Origin of the sequence: Burkholderia sp. Ax-1720, assembly GCF_011753035.1 — a bacterium.
Taxonomy (GTDB): domain Bacteria; phylum Pseudomonadota; class Gammaproteobacteria; order Burkholderiales; family Burkholderiaceae; genus Burkholderia; species Burkholderia gladioli.
On record NZ_VWWK01000007.1, the window covers coordinates 80,505 to 97,157 of the forward strand.

Consider the following 16,653-nt stretch of genomic DNA (forward strand, 5'->3'; position numbering starts at 1 on the left):
ATGCGCGCTCGCCCGGCCCCGGACGAACGCCGACATACGATAAGTCGCCAAAAATACCCGAGAGAGCATGTCGAACCATCCCGAACCGAGGCACGCGCGCCGGCTGCCGCGAGCCTGCCGCCAGGCGTTTCGAGCGCCGCGTCCGTCGACTTGCGCGGCGTCGTTGCCGGCCATCCCGGCGATCCTTTCGATTTCGTTGCGCGCGCATCGATTGGTGTCGAGACCGGCGCTGGCACGCGATGCACGCGAGGAGGGCCCGCGATGAAGCCCGAACGCCACCGCATCGATGCCGCAGCGCCGCCATGGATGCCGGTCGCCTTCGCCGAGGCAGGCATCGCGCGCTACGGCGCCGGCCGCAGCAATCCGCGCATCGTCGAATACAACGGCGCCACCAACCTGGCCGGCTACGACGACAAGATCTCCTGGTGCTCCTCGTTCGCGAACTGGTGCATCACGCGCGCCGGCCTGGCCGGCACCGGCTCGGCGCTGGCGCGCTCCTGGCTCGACTGGGGACGCGAGCTGGCCGAACCCGTTTACGGCTGCATCGCCGTGCTGATGCGCGACGATCCGAACAGTTGGAAAGGGCACGTCGGTTTTTATCTGCGCCACGAAGGCGACTCGATCGTGCTGTTCGGCGGCAACCAGCTCGACGAAGTGCGCGAGCTGGCCTATCCGCGCGCGGAACTGCTCGCCTATCGCTGGCCGCACGAGATGCAAAGCCGCTGAACGCGAGAAGCGATGGATTTCACGCGGCTGCAATGGCGGCGTCCATCGTTGCAGGCGGCTCGCACCGCGATTGTGCATCGCGTCGGGCACGAAAACTGTTCCGTATCGTCCACGCGACACCCGCCGGAAACGCGTTCGTGAAGCCATCCCTTGCCACGCCTGGATTCACGCGCTTTACACATCCGACAATTAACAATGGATCGGAAAGAATCGCATTTTGGATGTAAAAGATTGCAAGGTGCTATCGCGAAAAAGAGGATTGGACTCTAGGATGTGATGGTGGGTCGGACGACTTGGAGGACGCCGATGCAGCGACACGAGATTCGCCGCGTCGACGTCCCGGCAGCAGGCAAAACCGGTATTCGCCGGGCCATGGTGGCCTGGATTCCCGTTCGAATTCATCGGTCGATACGGAGGTAAGCATGTTGAACTGGATCAGTCGTTGGGCGATGCGGCATGCCCCCACTCCCGAGAAAACCGCCGCCTCGATGCTCGTCACGGCGCGCATGGAGTTGTTCACCGCCGAGCAGCGCGTGATCGACGCGAAACTGCAGGCCGACTACTGGCGCACGCGCGTGTCCTTCCTGGAAGAGGTGCAGAAGCAGGGCATCGATCCGTGGGTTACCGCTGCCGCGCATCCGGCCGCGGAACCCGCGCCGGCCGCTGCCGCGCGCGGCCAGGGCGGCCCGCGCCTGGCGGCCAGCACCTGACATGGCGGCCTGCTTCGCCGTCTCGCGCCAAGGCGTGATGGCGCGTCCATCCTGTCATTGCCGAATCGAACGGGCTCGCCACGCGGGCCCGTTCTCCTCGCGCATCGCTTCATTCAGCCGGGCCGGTTAGCCCTGGCCGCCAGTTCGCGCTCGCGATAAGCGGCCGGGCTCAGCCCGCTCCATCCCTTGAAGGCTCGATAGAACGCGCTCGGCTCCGCGAAGCCGGCCGCGCTCGCCACGTCGGCCACCGTCAGCTCGCTGTCGGCCAGCGCCGCGCAGGCGATCTCGTAGCGCAGCGCATCCTTGATCTCCTGGTACGAGGCGCCTTCCTGGCGCAGCTTGCGCCTGAGCGTGGCCTCGGCCACGTGCAGGCGCGCGGCGATGCCGGCCGCGTCGGGCCAGTCGGCCGGCAAGGCTGCGCGCAGCACCGCGCGCACGCGGCTCGCCAGCGAATCGGGGTTGCGGTACTTGACGATGAAGTTGCCGGGCGCGTTGCGCAGGAAGGTCTTCAGCGAGGCGCCGCTCTGTACCACCGGCAGCGTCGCGAAGGCCGGATCGAACTCGACGCAGGACTCGGCCTGGTCGAAGCGCAGGTCCTCGCAGAAGATCTGTTGATAGTCGCGTGCGACCTCGGGCGGCGCGCTGCGCAGCTGCGCGCGCAGCACCGGGATGCGCCGCCCGATCAGCCAGCAGGTCAGCCCATACACCACGATGAAAAAAGTCGCGTAGGCGAACACCGGCGGCCTCGCGTCGGCCTCGCGATGCACGAAGCGCAGCCGCACGCGCTGCGCGTCGACATCGAGTTCGGCGTGCAGGTCGTCGAGCACGCCGCGCATCACGTTGAGCGCGCGCGACAGCGCGCTCAACCCGCTGCGCGCGCCCAGCGCCGCCTGGCTCATGGCGATGAAGGTGCCGCTGCGCATCGGGTGAGAATCCTGGCCGAAGAACTCGTCGTCGAGCGTGCGCGCGATCGCGTTCCAGAGCGCGCCGTACTGGCGCGCGCTCACATGCGCCTCGGGATCGGCCAGCGCATCCGGCGCGATGCCGGCCTGCGCGAGCAGCGCGTCGGGGTCGGCGCCGCCCTGGCGCGCGAGCGCGATGCTGGTGGCGACCAGGCGGATCGAGACGGTTCCTTTGTCGGCGGCTTTCATGCGGGGTAGGTCCGAGGTGCGGGCGGCGCGGCCCCTGGCGGCGAGGCACGCGCTTGGAGGCGTGATTCGGGGCGAGATTCGGGGCGAGATTCGGGGCGATATGGCACGCACGAACCTGCTATGGCAAAAACGATCATTGTAATTGAGTGCGGCGAGCATCGAAACACCGGCCGGCCTTGCCTACACTGAGGTCATCGACGAACGAATCAGTTACCGGCTGCCGCGGCGCGGCACCGGATCAGGAGACAGGCCCCGCCATGGATGCGCTCTATACCGAAGACCAGCGGATGATTCGCGACAGCGTCCGCGATTTCTCCACCGAAGTGCTCGCGCCGAACGCGGCGCAATGGGACCGCGAGGGCGCGCTGCCCGATCGCGTGGTCGCGCAGATGGGCGAGCTGGGCCTGCTCGGCATGGTGGTGCCGGCCGAGTGGGACGGTTCGTATACCGATTACACCGCCTATGCGCTGGCGGTGGAGGAAATCGCCGCCGGTTGCGCGTCCTGCGCCACGCTGATGAGCGTGCAGAATTCGGTGTGCTGCGGCCCGATCCTGAACTACGGCACCGACGCGCAGCGCGATCGCTGGTTGCGCGAGCTGGCCTCGGGCCGGATGGTCGGCTCGTTCTGCCTGACCGAGCCGCAGGCCGGCTCCGAGGCGAACAACCTGCGCACCCGCGCGGTGCTGCAGGACGGCCGCTGGGTGCTGAACGGCAGCAAGCAGTTCATCTCGAACGCCTCGCGCGCCGGCGTGGCGATCGTTTTTGCCATGACCGATCCCGAGCAGGGCAAGCGCGGCCTGTCGGCCTTCATCGTGCCGACCGACACGCCCGGCTTCAACGTCGGCAAGCCCGAGAAGAAGCTCGGCATCCGCGCCTCGGACACCTGCCCGATCACGCTGGAAAACTGCGCGATCCCCGAGGAGAACCTGCTCGGCGCGCGCGGCGAGGGCCTCAAGATCGCGCTGGCGAATCTCGAGGGCGGACGCATCGGCATCGCCGCGCAGGCGGTGGGCATCGCGCGTGCCGCCTTCGACAAGGCCTGCCGCTACGCCGCCGAGCGCACCCAATTCGGCAAGCCGATCAAGGAGCACCAGGCGATCGCCGAGAAGCTCGCCGACATGGCCACCCAGCTGAACGCGGCGCGCCTGCTGGTGCATCACGCCGCGCGGCTGCGCACCGAAGGGCTGCCCTGCCTGTCGGAAGCCTCGCAGGCCAAGCTGTTCGCCTCGGAGATGGCCGAGAAGGTCTGCTCCGATGCGATCCAGGTCCACGGCGGCTACGGCTACCTGGCCGATTACGAAGTCGAGCGCCATTACCGCGATGCGCGCATCACGCAGATCTACGAAGGGACCAGCGAAGTGCAGCGCATGGTGATCGCGCGGCAGCTCTGATCCGGCACGCGAGGCCGGCGTATGATCACCACCACACGACGACGCACGAACCAACGTTGCGCGACGAGACGGAAGGAGACGAAACGATGACGGCACAGGCTTTCCTCGATGCCCGCGATTTCCTGCTGCGGCACCGGACCGACTACGACACGGCTTACCGCGATTTCCGCTGGCCGCAGCTCGAGTCGTTCAACTGGGCGCTCGACTACTTCGACGCGATGGCGCACGGCAACGAGCGCCCCGCGCTGTGGATCGTCGATGCCGCGACGGGCGCGGGCGAGCCGGTTTCGTTCGCGCGCATGTCGGAGCAATCGTCGAGGATTGCCAATCATCTGCGCCGGCTCGGCGTGGGCCGCGGCGACCGCCTGCTGCTGATGCTGCCGAACCGCGTCGAGCTGTGGGAGACCATGCTGGCCGCGATGAAGCTCGGTGCGGTGGTGCTGCCCGCCACCACCCAGCTGCCCGCCGAGGAGATCCGCGATCGCGTGACGATCGGCGGCGCGCGCTACGCGGTGATCGACGCGGCCGAGGCCGCGAAATTCGACCAGGCCGGCGTGGAGGTGACGCGCATCATCGTCGGCGGCGCGCGCGAGGGCTGGCTGCGCTACGACGAGGGCTACGCCGCCCCGGCCGAATTCGCGCCCGACGCGCCCACCCACGTCGACGACACGCTGCTGCTCTATTTCACCTCGGGCACCACCTCCAAGCCGAAGCTGGTCGAGCACACCCATCGCACCTACCCGGTCGGCAGCCTCTCCACGCTGTACTGGATCGGCCTGCAACCGGGCGACATCCACTGGAACATCAGCTCGCCGGGCTGGGCCAAGCATGCCTGGAGTTGCTTCTTCGCGCCCTGGAACGCGCAGGCCTGCGTGTTCGCCTTCAACTACACGCGCTTCGATCCCAAGCAGGCGCTCGACGCGCTGGTGCGCTACGGCATCACCACGCTGTGCGCGCCGCCGACGGTCTGGCGCATGCTGGTGCAGCAGCCGCTGGCCTCCTACGCGGTCAAACTGCGCGAGATCATCGGCGCGGGCGAGCCGCTCAACCCCGAGATCATCGAGCGCGTGCGCCGTGCCTGGGGCATCACCATCCGCGACGGTTACGGCCAGACCGAAACCACCTGCCTGATCGGCAATTCGCCGGGCCAGCCGGTGGTGGCCGGCTCGATGGGCCGCCCGCTGCCGGGCTACCGCGTGGCCCTGCTCGATCCCGACGGCGCGCCGGTGGAGGAGGGCGAGATCGCGCTGCCGCTGGACGGCGAGCGCCCCGCCGGCCTGATGACCGGCTACGCCAACCACGCCGAGGCCACCGCGCGCGCGATGCGCGACGGCTACTACCGCACCTCCGACATCGCGCTGCGCCGCGACGATGGGTATTACCTCTACATCGGCCGCGCCGACGACGTGTTCAAGTCCTCCGACTACCGCCTGAGCCCGTTCGAGCTGGAGAGCGTGCTGATCGAGCATCCGGCGATCGCCGAGGCGGCCGTGGTGCCGAGCCCCGATCCGCTGCGCCTGTCGGTGCCCAAGACGGTGGTGATGCTGCGCACGGGCTACGAGCCCGATGCGGCGCTGGCCCGCGAGATCTTCCGCTTCTCGCGCGAGAAGCTGGCGCCCTACAAGCGGATCCGCCGGCTGCAGTTCGCCGAGCTGCCCAAGACCATCTCCGGCAAGATCCGCCGCGTCGAGCTGCGCCGCCGCGAGCTGGAGCGCGATGCCGATCCCTCGCTGCGCATGCCCGACGAATACTGGGAGGAGGATTTCCCCAACGAGTGAAGCGGGGCCGGCCGGCCCACGAGGATTGCCGATCGCCGTCGCGCGCGCCGTATCGAACGGCGCGCGTGCGTCATTCACCGGCCGCCGCGCGTTTCGCGCGACGGCCTTCAAGGAGAGCCGAACCATGAACGCAACGCCGATGCCCCGCGCGGGGCAGTCCCTGCCGACGGTCAAGCTGCTGATCGACGGCGAATTCGTCGAGTCGGGCACCCGCGAATGGCGCGAGATCGTCAACCCGGCCACCCAGGAGGTGCTGGCGCGCGTGCCCTTCGCGACCGTCGCCGAGGTGGATGCCGCCGTGCGCGCCGCGCATGCCGCGTTCGCGCAATGGAAGAGCACGCCGATCGGCGCGCGCATGCGCATCATGCTGAAGTACCAGGACCTGATCCGCGCCAACCAGCAGCGCATCGCCAGGACGCTGACGGCCGAGCAGGGCAAGACCCTGCCCGATGCCGAGGGCGACATCTTCCGCGGCCTCGAGGTGGTCGAGCATGCCTGCTCGATCGGCTCGCTGCAGTTGGGCGAGTTCGCCGAGAACGTGGCCGGCAGCGTCGACACCTACACGCTGCGCCAGCCGCTGGGCGTATGCGCCGGCATCACGCCGTTCAACTTCCCGGCCATGATCCCGCTGTGGATGTTCCCGATGGCCCTGGTCTGCGGCAACACCTTCGTGCTGAAGCCTTCCGAGCAGGATCCGTTGTCGACCATGGAACTGGTCGAGCTGGCGATCGAGGCCGGCGTGCCCAAGGGCGTGCTCAACGTGGTGCACGGCGGCAAGGACGTGGTCGACGCGATCTGCACGCACGAGCTGGTGAAGGCGGTGTCCTTCGTCGGCTCGACGGCGGTCGGCACCCACGTCTACCGGCTCGCCGGCGAGCACGGCAAGCGCGTGCAGTCGATGATGGGCGCCAAGAACCACGCGGTGGTGCTGCCCGACGCGAACCGCGAGCAGACCCTCAACGCGCTGGCGGGCGCCGCCTTCGGCGCGGCCGGCCAGCGCTGCATGGCCACCTCGGTGGCGGTGCTGGTGGGCGCCGCGCGCGACTGGGTGCCGGACCTGGTGGCGCGTGCGAAGACGCTCAAGGTCAATGCCGGCGTCGAGCCCGGCACCGACGTCGGCCCGCTGGTGTCGAAGGCGGCCAAGGCGCGCGTGCTGTCGCTGATCGAGGAGGGCGTGGCCGCCGGCGCGACGCTCGCGCTCGACGGCCGCGGCGTGACGGTGCCCGGCTACGAGGACGGCAACTTCGTCGGGCCCACGGTGTTCACCGACGTGAAGACCGACATGAGCATCTACACCAGGGAGATCTTCGGGCCGGTGCTGGTGGTGCTGAGCGCCGACACGCTCGACGAGGCCATTGCCCTGGTCAACGCCAATCCGTTCGGCAACGGCGTGGGCCTGTTCACGCAGAGCGGGGCGGCGGCGCGCAAGTTCCAGAGCGAGATCGACATCGGCCAGGTCGGCATCAACATCCCGATCCCGGTGCCGGTGCCGTACTTCAGCTTCACCGGCTCGCGCGGCTCCAAGCTCGGCGACCTCGGCCCCTACGGCAAGCAGGTGGTGCAGTTCTACACGCAGACCAAGACCGTCACCGCGCGCTGGTTCGACGACGACGCCACCGCCGGCGCGGTCAACACCACCATCCGGCTCGGCTGAGACGGGACAAGACAGCGATAGCTACATCGGGAGACACGTCATGAAGATCGGATTCATCGGCCTCGGCCACATGGGCGCGCCGATGGCGCTCAATCTCGTCAAGGCCGGCCACGAGGTGCGGGCCTTCGACCTCAGCGAGGACGCGCTGCGGCTGGTGGCCGACGGCGGCGCGAAGCTGGCGGGTTCGGCGCGCGAGGCGGCCGAGGGCGCCGAGTTCGTGATCACCATGCTGCCGGCCGCGGTCCACGTGCGCTGCGCGCTGACGGACGAGAACGGCGTGCTGGCCGGGCTCGCGCCGGGCGCCACGGTGATCGACTCGAGCACCATCGACCCGGCCAGCGCGCAGGCCTTCGGCGAGCTGGTGCGCGAGCGCGGCGGCGCCTTCGTCGATGCGCCCGTGTCGGGCGGTACCGGCGGCGCCGCGGCCGGCACGCTGACCTTCATGGTCGGCGGCAGCGTGGCCGAGTTCGAGCGCGTCACGCCGGTGCTGACCGGCATGGGCCGCAACGTGGTGCATTGCGGGCCGACCGGGATGGGACAGGTGGCCAAGGTCTGCAACAACCTGGTGCTCGGCATCTCGATGGCCGGCGTGGCCGAGGCGATGTCGCTGGGCGTGGCGCTCGGCATCGACCCGAAGGTGCTGGGCGGCATCCTCAACACCTCGACCGGCCGCTGCTGGAGCGCGGACACCTACAACCCCTATCCGGGCGTGATCGAGACCGCGCCGTCCTCGCGCGGCTACACCGGCGGCTTCGGAACCGACCTGATGCTGAAGGACCTGGGCCTGGCCAACGACGCCGCGAAGCAGGTGCGCCAGCCCGTCTATCTCGGCGCGCTCGCGCAGCAGCTCTACCAGACCGTGAGCAGCCGCGGCGATGGCCGGCTCGATTTCTCGGCGGTGATCCGCCTCTACCAGATGCCCGCTTCCAAGGACTCCCGATGATCGAACTCACCGAAATCGACGGCGGCGCGATCGCGCTGCTGACACTGTCGCGGCCGCCCGCCAACGCCTTCACGGCCGAGGGCCTGGCCGAGCTGGAGCGCAGCGTGGCGCGGCTCGAGGCGACGCCCGCGCTGCGCGCGCTGGTGATCACCGGCGCCGGCCCGAAGTTCTTCTGCGGCGGCGCCGACCTCGACACCTTCGCCAGCGGCGATCATGCCGTGGCGCGCGCCATGGCCGCGCGTTTCGGCGCCGCCTTCGCGAAGCTGCAGGCCGCGCGTTTCGTGACGATCGCCGCGATCAACGGTTATGCGATGGGCGGCGGCCTGGAGTGCGCGCTGGCCTGCGATATGCGGATCGCCGAGCGGCATGCGCAGATGGCGCTGCCCGAGCCGGCGGTCGGCCTGCTGCCCTGCGGGCTCGGCACCCAGACGCTGCCCTGGCTGGTCGGCGAGGGCTGGGCCAAGCGCATCGTGCTGGCCGGCCTGCGCGTCGATGCCGAGACGGCGCTGCGCATCGGCCTGGTCGAGGAACTGGTGGAGACCGGCGCCGCGCGCGAGGCCGGCATCGAGCTGGCGCGCCGCGTGGCCGCTCTCGCGCCGCGCGCCACCGAATCGAGCAAGGCGCTGATCGCGCTGGCGCGGCAGGGCGTGCCCTTCGATGCCGCCGTCGCGCTGGAGCGCGAACGTTTCGTCGACCTGTTCGACACCGGCGAGCCGCGCGAAGGCGTGGCCGCCTTCTTCGGCAAGCGTCGCCCCGACTGGCACGCTGCCCATCACGGAGACAAGCAATGAGCATGGCGCTACAGGCATCCATGGTTTCTTCCGCCTCGGCGCCGGCGGCCGAGGCGTCAACGGCGTCCACCCCGGCCGGCGCGGCTGCTGCGGCCAGCAAGGGCCCCGACGTGACGATGCGCGTGATCAATCGCGTCGCCGTCATCACGCTCGACCGGCCGGCCGCGCTGAACGCGCTCTCGCACGCGATGGTGCGCGAGCTCGCGGTGCTGGTGGAGCGCTGCCGCGCGGACCAGCAGATCCTTGCCATCGTGCTGCGCGGCGCCGGCGAGAAGGGCTTCTGCGCGGGCGGCGACGTGCGCGCGCTGTATCACGAGGCGAAGGCCGGCTCACGCGACTGGCTGCAATTCTTCGTCGACGAATATCGGCTCGACTACGCACTGCACACCTTTCCCAAGCCGGTGGTGGCGCTGATGGACGGCATCACCATGGGCGGCGGCATGGGGCTCGCCCAGGGTGCCGCGTTGCGCGTGACCACCGAGCGCAGCAAGCTGGCGATGCCGGAAACGCGCATCGGCTTCGTGCCCGACGTGGGCGCCACGCACTTCCTGTCGGCGCTGCCGGTGGAGCTGGCGCTCTACATCGGGCTGACCGGCGTGACCTTGTCGGGCGCCGATGCGCTGGTGGCGCGGCTCGCCGATCTCTGCGTGCCGGCCTCGTGGCTGGAGACCTTCGAGCAGCGCCTGGAACGCGCCGAGCTGGGCGGGCCCGACCTGCCGGGCGCGCTGCGCGCGGTGTTCGAGCCGCCCTGCAACATCGTTCCGCATGCCACGCTGGATGGCCAGCTACCCTGGATCGTCCGGCACTTCGACCGGCGCTCCAGCGTCGAGCGGATCGTCGCCACGCTGCGCCACGATCTCGGCCGCGACGAGAGCAGCCGCGAATACCGGCAATGGCTGCAGGCCACGCTCGATGCCCTGACCAGCCATTCGCCGACCATGCTGCTGGTCACGCGCGACGCGCTGCTGCGTGGGCGCCAGATGACGCTGGCCGAATCGTTCCGCATGGAACTGTCGATCGGCTCGCGCGCGATCGAGGACGGCGATTTCGTCGAGGGCGTTCGCGCGCACCTGGTGGACAAGGATCGCCGTCCGCGCTGGGCGCCGGCCACGCTGACGGAAGTGCGCGGCGAGCGGGTGCGGCATTTCCTGAGCTCGCCGTGGAAGCTGGAGGCGCATCCGCTGGTGGACCTGGGGCAGGAGTGAGAGGGTATCGGCCGACCGGCGAAGCCGGGGAAGCGGCCTGCTAGCGCCGGCCGCGTCCGCATCCGAGCCACGCGATGGCGACCGGAATCACGCCGAGCGCGCAGACCGCGGGCCATCCGCCGAGCGACCAGCAGAAGCCGACCAGGACCGACATCGTGGCGCCGCCGCAGAACATCGCGATCTGGTAGATCGCGTTCAGGCGCGTTCTGAAGTTCGCATCGAGACCATAGAGGATGGTCCGGTTCGAGATGTCGACCAGGGTCGCGCTGATGTCGAGCGCGATCAGCGCCGGCGCCATCCAGGCCAGGTGCCCCCTGAGGAGCACGAGCAGCAGCCATGACAGCGCCATGCCCGCCAGCGCCAGGCGCCGCATGCGATGCGGCCCGGACCGGTCGATGGCCCGGCCGAACCACGGCGCGACGCCGGCCGCCGCCGCTCCGACCAGCGCCACCAGGCCGACCGCGCGCGGCGTCCAGCCGAAGCCGGGGCCTTGCAGATAGAGCGTCGCCCCCAGCCAGAAAACGTTGAACGAGCCGAAGCCAAGGGCCTGGCACAGCGCGGCGATACGCAGCTCGGGCAGGGTGCGAAGCAGGCGCGGCAGCGAAGCCATCAGGTCTCGATAGCGCTGCTCGCCACGACCCGCCAGGCCGGGTTCATGCTCGAGGACGCGTGACAGGAAGATCAGCAGCAGCGTCATGCCGAGCGCGGCGAGGCCATAAACGGCGCGCCAGCCGAACTGCGTGCCGATCATGCCGGATGCGGTCCGCGCCAGCAGGATGCCGATCACTACTCCGCGCGTCAGCCTGGCCGTCACGTGACCGAGCCGCGAAGGCGGTACGCGCAGGCTGACATAGGGCGGCAAGACGTAGGGGGTGATGCCGAACAGGCCTATCAGCAGCGAGGCGGCCGCGATGGCCGGGCCCGACCCGCTGGCGGCGAACAGGATCAGGGCGGCGATCTGCAAGGGAACGATCGTCAGGAGCAGCCTGCGCGCCGGGACCATGTCGCCGAGCGGCAGCAGGAAGGCCAGCCCCAGCGCCAGGCCGACCTGGCTCAGCCCGGGCAGGATTCCCACCATCCCCGGCGCGATCGACAGCGCGCGGCCCACCTCGACGAGCAGCGGCTGGATGTAATAGGCGTTCGCCACGGCCACCGCGCAGGCCGCGGCCAGCCGGCCGACGGTGCGATCCTCCAGTGCGGCGGCGTGATCGGCTTGCGGGCACGGCGTCTGGCCGTGGCCCTGGCTTGCGATCGGCGCGCTCACCAGGCCAATCCCTCGAAAAACGCCGCGATCTCCGCGGCGGCGCGCTCGGGGTCCTCGCGATGCGGGAAATGCCCGACGCCGGGGAACAGGGCGAGGTCCAGGTCCGGAAACGTTTCGTGAAGGCGGTCGGTCCAGGCGTAGTCGAACATCGGATCGTGCTCGGCCCAGCGCACGCAGGTGGGAAGCATGATGGGCGGCGGCAGGGGCGCGGCGCCGTTCAGCATGGCGAGCCGCGAGGCCGCCGACGCGCGATAGTGCGCCAGGCCCCCCGCCACGTTGCCCGGCTTCTGGAAATTCTCGACGAAGCGGTCGAGCACCGCGTCGAAGGCCTCCCTTCGATAGGACCAGTGCCGCAGGAAATAACTGATGTAGCGCTCGATCGTCTCGGGGCTGGCGCCGATCAGGGCCGGCGCGAGGTCGGTCTCGTGAAAGGCCATGTACCAGATATTGCGCAGCCGCTCGGGCGTGCCGAAGCGCGGGCCGATGCCGGGGTGGACGAAGTCGAAGAAGAACAGCCCCGCGAAGCGCTCCGGGGCGGTCCGCGCCAGCGCCTGCATCACGGCGCCGCCGATATCGTGTCCGACCAGGCCGACGCGCCGGCAGTCGAGCGCGTCCAGCAGCGCGAGCAGGTCCCGCGCCTGGTCGTTGGCGCCGAAATCGCCAGCGGGCTTGTCGCTGTCGCCGGAGCCTCGCAGGTCCGGGACGATCAGGCGGAAGCGGCTGGCCAGGCGCGTCATGACCGGCTCCCAGGTCAGCCAGAATTCCGGCCAGCCGTGCAGTAGCATCAAGGGGCGACCGGTGCCGGTCGAGGCGATATGCAGGGTGGCGCCATTCACCTTTTGAAAGCCATGGTCGATCGCGCCTTGAGCGGGGTGGGATGAGTTCGAGATCATGCCCAATCATGGCGCGATCCGATGCTTGCCATTAGCCCGGAAATTACGTATGAATCGTGAAGTCGAACTTCAAGATCCAGCAACGTGGGACAGAAAAATTTCCTCGATGGCGTGCCGGTGTTCGTGGCGGTGGCCGAGGCCGGCAGCTTTTCGGAAGCGGCGCGGCAGCTCGGCATCTCGCCGTCGGCGGCGAGCCAGGCGATCCGCAATCTCGAGACCCGGCTCGGCACGCCGCTGCTGCGCCGCTCGACCCGCAGCCTCAGCCTGACCGACGAGGGGGCTCGTTATTTCCAGGCCGCGGCACCGGCCCTCTCGCAGTTGCGGCGCGCCGCGGAGGAAGCCGCCGGGCACGGCGGCCGTCCCACCGGCGCGTTGCGCCTGAGCATGCCGCGCGTGCCGTTCGATCGATTCATCGCGCCGTCGCTGGCCGCGTTCCAGCAGGCCTGTCCCGAGGTGGAGATCGAGATCGCCGTCGAAGGGCGCATGATCGACATCGTCGAGCAAGGCTTCGACGCGGGGCTGCGTTACGGCAACCTGATCGCGAAGGATATGGTGGCCGTGCCGGTCGGCGCCGCTTCGGAGGCGATCCTGGTCGCGTCCCCCGGCTACCTGCGGACACGAACCACGCCCGAGCGGCCGGACGACCTGCTCGTGCATCGCAGCGTGGCTTGCCGCAGCCAGAGCACCGGCCTGATCACGCCGTGGGTGCTGCAATCGGCCGGCCGGACGGTGCAGATGGTGCCGCCGGCGGTCACCGTGGTTCACGATTTCGCCTCGCAGATCGCGCTGACCGTCAGCGGCATGGGAGTCAGCTGCGCGCCGCTCGGGAGCGTGGCGACGCTGCTGGATGCCGGCAAGCTCGCGCGCGTCCTGAGCGACTGGTCGACGCCTCTGGAGGCGTTGTATCTCTACTTCCCGAGCCGTCGCCACCAGACCGCCGCCTTGCGCGCTTTCATCGCCTTCCTGAAAACGCGGCCGTGGGAGAGCGGCGGCGACACCATCGCCATCGAATGAAATCCAGCATGGGGGGCGCTTACCACCGGCACCCGGATTGATTCATGGCGTCGGCGGCGAGCATCGGAATCGCCAGCAGCCCCATGCCCGCATATCGGTTTCGGCAGTCGCCGCGAGCCGCCTTCGAGATGTCTCGATCTAGCTGAGCGGCGGTTCCCTGGGCGGGTTTGACGGGCTCTCGCGCGGCCGCGTCGCCGCGCGTGCCGCCGCCGCCACCGCGCGCGAACGGCGGTTTGCCGATACCGCGGAGGTCGGCCTGCCAGTCGAGATTCGCTGGCGGCGCCTGGCTGGCTACGGCAGCGCCGCCAGCGAAGGCTTGGTGCCGGTGTTCCGTGTCGGGAGGCCGCGCAAGGGATGCGTGAACACCGGCCGGCCGGGCTGGAATCGACGCCGTGCCGGCGCGCCAACGGGATGGCGCGGCAGCTCGGAAAGCGCTCGAAACGCGGCTCGATGGCGCGGCCTGCGGGCGCGGCGCCTCGAGCGGGATCAGCCTCACGGTCAGTGCCCGGCGTTCCTGCTGACGCTGGCCTTGACTCGGCCGAGCGGGAATCTGGAATGCCAGCAGCGCCAGCGCATGCAGCAGCGCGACCATCGCGAATGCCGTGATTGTCACGCGAAGGTCTTGCGACATCGATACCGCCCGGCATGGCCGAGTTTCATTTGAAATCCCAGCGCATCTGCTCCAGGATCCCGACCTGCTCCGAGGTTCGTATGCACTCCTGGACATAGTCGACGAAGGGCAGGGGAGAAAAGCCGATCTCCTGGCACAGCCGCCGATTGTCGAACCGGTAGTTCAGGCCGGCGAAGCCCGCGTACAGTTTCAGCGCCTGTTCGATCAGGCGGGCCACGCCCTTGCCTTGCCGCTGAGCCAGTTCCCGGGCGATCGATTTCAGCTCGCGCGGCGTGCATACCGAGTATCGCGTCCCGGCGGTGCCGGCGGCCTTGTCCATGGCCCGAATGATCTGCTCGATGGACGCGGCGTTCGGGCCGGCGGAGATGTGATAGACGTCGTATTCGAGCCTGGCCTTGAACGACAGGGATATCAGCGCACGGGCGCAATCGTCCACCGAGACGATGTCCAGCCGGCTGTCCGGGCTGGCGGTGAAGCGGCGGGCGGCATGGACGATACGAAATACCCAATAGATGCTCGCGGACGCCGACGTGCCCAGGCTCGTGTGTCCGACCACGATCGAGGGGCGTGCCACCACCAGCGGCAGCTCCGGATTCTGCAGGCGCAGCCGTTGTTCGACATCGCGCTTGCTGCGCGTGTAGGGCACGAGGTGCGTCGCGTCCTGTCCGGAGAAGGTCGATTCGGACACCACCTCGTCGCATTGCGTGCCGCATGCCATCGCCGTACCGACATGCAGGAAGCGCCGAAGCGTCCTGCTGTTGTCGAAGCGGGAGGCAAAGCGCAGGGTGTCTTCCACATTGGTCGAGAGGATTTGCGGATTGGCGGAAAACGATGCCATCGCGGCGCAATTGATCACGTGCGAGGCTGCTCTCAGGCGTGCCAGGTCCGATTCGGGAAAGTCGTCGCCCAACTCGCCCACGATGACATTCGCTTCCGTCAGCGCTTGGGCCAGCTCGTGGCGCAAGCCGCATCGCACGGCGCTGGCGCGCAGGCGGGATAGCGCTTCGGCCCGGTCGGCCGCGCGCACGAGGCACAGCAAGGGCGCGACGATGCCCGCATTGACGAGGGTGACCAGCACGGTGCCGCCGATGAAGCCGGTGGCGCCGGTCAGTACCAGGCACTCGAGCGCCGTGGCGTGCCATGGTGCCGAATCGAGGGGGCCGCTTCGCCGGTCGACCGACTGCACGGTGAGCCGTGAAACCATACTGCTTCTCCAATCAGGAACGGAAAATCCAGGCTCGGCGCATCGAGGCCTGGTTTCATCTTGAATCAATCGCGGTGTATTCGGATGCGCGGCAATCCAGCCGGGATCACCCTGCTCCGGGCCTCGGCGGCGGCGCGTGGATGTTGGGCACGGCCTGATTCAGGCCGCCTTCACCCATTGCAGAACCTGTCGCCAATGCGCCGCGCTCATCGCATCGAACCAGTTGTCGTGGTCCGCGTCGGGCAGCACCATCAGCTCGCTTCCCGGATGAGCATCCGCCAGTTGCCGTGCGTGCCGGATCGGGATCAGCGTGTCGCGTGCCGACCCGATCACCACCAGTGGCCCGTCGTAGGCAGCCAGCGCAGCCACGGAGTCGAACGGATCGTGGAGAATCCAGTGGATCGGAAAGATCGGATATTTTCCTGCGCGAGCGAGGCGAGCGTATCCCAGGGCGTGATCAGCATCACGCCTTCCAGCGGATTTCGGTTGCCTCGCACCGCTTGCGCCGCCATGCCGGCACCGAGCGATTCGCCCACCACCCAGATCCTGCCCGGCCAGCGCAGGAAGCTTTCCGCCAGCGCCTCGCGTGAGGCGTTGAGCGCCGCGCGCATGGTCCTCGCGCCGGGGCGCTTGCCGTGCCCCGGATATTCGACGATCGCGACGCGATAGCCGGCGCACGTGAACACGTTCGCGAGTGGCAGTTTGGTTTCGGCGGACTCCTCGTTACCGTGATAGAGCAGCACGGTGCCGGTCGGCACTTGCGCCAGCGGCGTGATCACGTATCCGGCGAACTCTCCGCCGATTTCCCAGCGATCGATGCGCTTGCCCGTGGATTGCCGGCTATCGGAGAGGGCCGCCGGCGGCGCCGAGGGCAGCAGCAGCCAATCCTGCAGCAGGTACAGGGCGGCGGCCGCGATGGCATAGGCGCTGACGCCCGTGATGAGGCATGTACAGAGGATTCGTATGGCGGGTGTCACGCTTGCGGCAAAGGAGGTAGGGGTCGACACGACGACGAGGGATAGGGCCGACCTTCGGCGGGGCGACCTTGCGGCGATCCGTGGAAGGGCGAGGATCCGATATTGTTCGCGACCTCGAGGACGGCCGGTAGGACCAGTTTCCGGAAGATCGATGGGAGAAACGGGAGGCGCCGCACGCTGTATTCCCCATTGGATGGAAGCAGATGCGCGGTGGCGCGCCTGGCGCCGGGGCCAGGGGACGGTCGCGTTCGAGGCGCTGGGCCCCAGCTTGCCGTCGATGTCGGTGGCTTTCGAATCACTTTCATAGTGGCGGCGAGGATG

16 protein-coding genes are annotated in these 16,653 nt (G+C 69.0%); 9 read left to right on the top strand and 7 right to left on the bottom strand.

Annotated elements, in window-relative coordinates:
* Positions 1-261 precede the first annotated feature (261 nt).
* Positions 262-726 carry a TIGR02594 family protein gene (locus tag F3J18_RS04165; protein WP_166911490.1) on the top strand — a complete coding sequence of 155 codons (465 nt, stop codon included), beginning with the start codon at positions 262-264 and terminating at the stop codon, positions 724-726.
* Between the two features lie 422 nt (positions 727-1,148).
* Positions 1,149-1,436: a hypothetical protein gene (locus F3J18_RS04170; protein ID WP_025100837.1), complete on the top strand. Its 288-nt coding sequence runs from the start codon at positions 1,149-1,151 to the stop codon at positions 1,434-1,436.
* Positions 1,437-1,549: 113 nt separating this feature from the next.
* On the opposite strand, the gene F3J18_RS04175 is transcribed toward F3J18_RS04170, so the two are convergent.
* Complete coding sequence (locus F3J18_RS04175) at positions 1,550-2,587, bottom strand: AraC family transcriptional regulator (RefSeq protein ID WP_025100838.1); 1,038 nt, start codon at positions 2,585-2,587, stop codon at positions 1,550-1,552.
* 257 nt (positions 2,588-2,844) lie between these two features.
* Between F3J18_RS04175 and F3J18_RS04180 the strand changes: the two genes are divergently transcribed.
* From F3J18_RS04180 to F3J18_RS04205, 6 genes are all read left to right on the top strand, one after another.
* Positions 2,845-3,978 carry an acyl-CoA dehydrogenase gene (locus F3J18_RS04180; RefSeq protein WP_017920455.1) on the top strand — a complete coding sequence of 378 codons (1,134 nt, stop codon included), beginning with the start codon at positions 2,845-2,847 and terminating at the stop codon, positions 3,976-3,978.
* 86 nt (positions 3,979-4,064) lie between these two features.
* Entirely contained in the window at positions 4,065-5,756 is a 1,692-nt protein-coding gene (locus tag F3J18_RS04185) for an AMP-binding protein (RefSeq protein ID WP_166911492.1), read from the top strand.
* A gap of 124 nt (positions 5,757-5,880) precedes the next feature.
* Positions 5,881-7,410: a CoA-acylating methylmalonate-semialdehyde dehydrogenase gene (locus F3J18_RS04190; protein WP_166911494.1), complete on the top strand. Its 1,530-nt coding sequence runs from the start codon at positions 5,881-5,883 to the stop codon at positions 7,408-7,410.
* Positions 7,411-7,450: 40 nt separating this feature from the next.
* A complete protein-coding gene (mmsB, locus tag F3J18_RS04195; protein ID WP_166911496.1) occupies positions 7,451-8,353 on the top strand; it encodes a 3-hydroxyisobutyrate dehydrogenase in 903 nt (300 codons plus the stop codon).
* On the top strand, positions 8,350-9,144 hold the full coding sequence (locus F3J18_RS04200; protein WP_046580346.1) for an enoyl-CoA hydratase: 795 nt from the start codon (positions 8,350-8,352) through the stop codon (positions 9,142-9,144). Before mmsB ends, F3J18_RS04200 begins: the two co-directional genes overlap by 4 nt.
* Positions 9,141-10,349, top strand: a complete 1,209-nt coding sequence (locus F3J18_RS04205) for an enoyl-CoA hydratase/isomerase family protein (protein WP_166911498.1) — start codon at positions 9,141-9,143, stop codon at positions 10,347-10,349. Before F3J18_RS04200 ends, F3J18_RS04205 begins: the two co-directional genes overlap by 4 nt.
* 40 nt (positions 10,350-10,389) lie before the next feature.
* Here the strand turns inward: F3J18_RS04205 and F3J18_RS04210 are convergent, their stop codons facing one another.
* Positions 10,390-11,502, bottom strand: a complete 1,113-nt coding sequence (locus tag F3J18_RS04210; protein ID WP_166911500.1) for an MFS transporter — start codon at positions 11,500-11,502, stop codon at positions 10,390-10,392.
* A gap of 107 nt (positions 11,503-11,609) precedes the next feature.
* Positions 11,610-12,449 carry an alpha/beta hydrolase gene (locus F3J18_RS04215; RefSeq protein ID WP_205195292.1) on the bottom strand — a complete coding sequence of 280 codons (840 nt, stop codon included), beginning with the start codon at positions 12,447-12,449 and terminating at the stop codon, positions 11,610-11,612.
* A 141-nt stretch (positions 12,450-12,590) separates the two neighbouring features.
* On the opposite strand from F3J18_RS04215, the gene F3J18_RS04220 reads away from it, so the two are divergent.
* A complete protein-coding gene (locus tag F3J18_RS04220; RefSeq protein WP_166911502.1) occupies positions 12,591-13,520 on the top strand; it encodes a LysR family transcriptional regulator in 930 nt (309 codons plus the stop codon).
* Positions 13,521-13,539: 19 nt separating this feature from the next.
* Here the strand turns inward: F3J18_RS04220 and F3J18_RS04225 are convergent, their stop codons facing one another.
* The 4 genes from F3J18_RS04225 to F3J18_RS38640 all read right to left on the bottom strand — a co-directional run bounded on the left by F3J18_RS04225 (position 13,540) and on the right by F3J18_RS38640 (position 16,332).
* Positions 13,540-14,151 (bottom strand): hypothetical protein, encoded by a 612-nt coding sequence (locus tag F3J18_RS04225; RefSeq protein WP_166911504.1) that lies wholly within the window; start codon positions 14,149-14,151, stop codon positions 13,540-13,542.
* A 25-nt stretch (positions 14,152-14,176) separates the two neighbouring features.
* The gene (locus F3J18_RS04230; RefSeq protein ID WP_166911506.1) at positions 14,177-15,355 is read right to left on the bottom strand and encodes an SDR family oxidoreductase; all 1,179 of its coding nucleotides are present in this window, start codon (positions 15,353-15,355) and stop codon (positions 14,177-14,179) included.
* 159 nt (positions 15,356-15,514) lie between these two features.
* Positions 15,515-15,724, bottom strand: a complete 210-nt coding sequence (locus tag F3J18_RS38055) for a hypothetical protein (RefSeq protein ID WP_240154542.1) — start codon at positions 15,722-15,724, stop codon at positions 15,515-15,517.
* Positions 15,685-16,332: an alpha/beta hydrolase gene (locus F3J18_RS38640; protein WP_345892516.1), complete on the bottom strand. Its 648-nt coding sequence runs from the start codon at positions 16,330-16,332 to the stop codon at positions 15,685-15,687. The genes F3J18_RS38055 and F3J18_RS38640 overlap by 40 nt, the downstream gene beginning before the upstream one ends.
* Between the last annotated feature and the right edge of the window lie 321 nt (positions 16,333-16,653).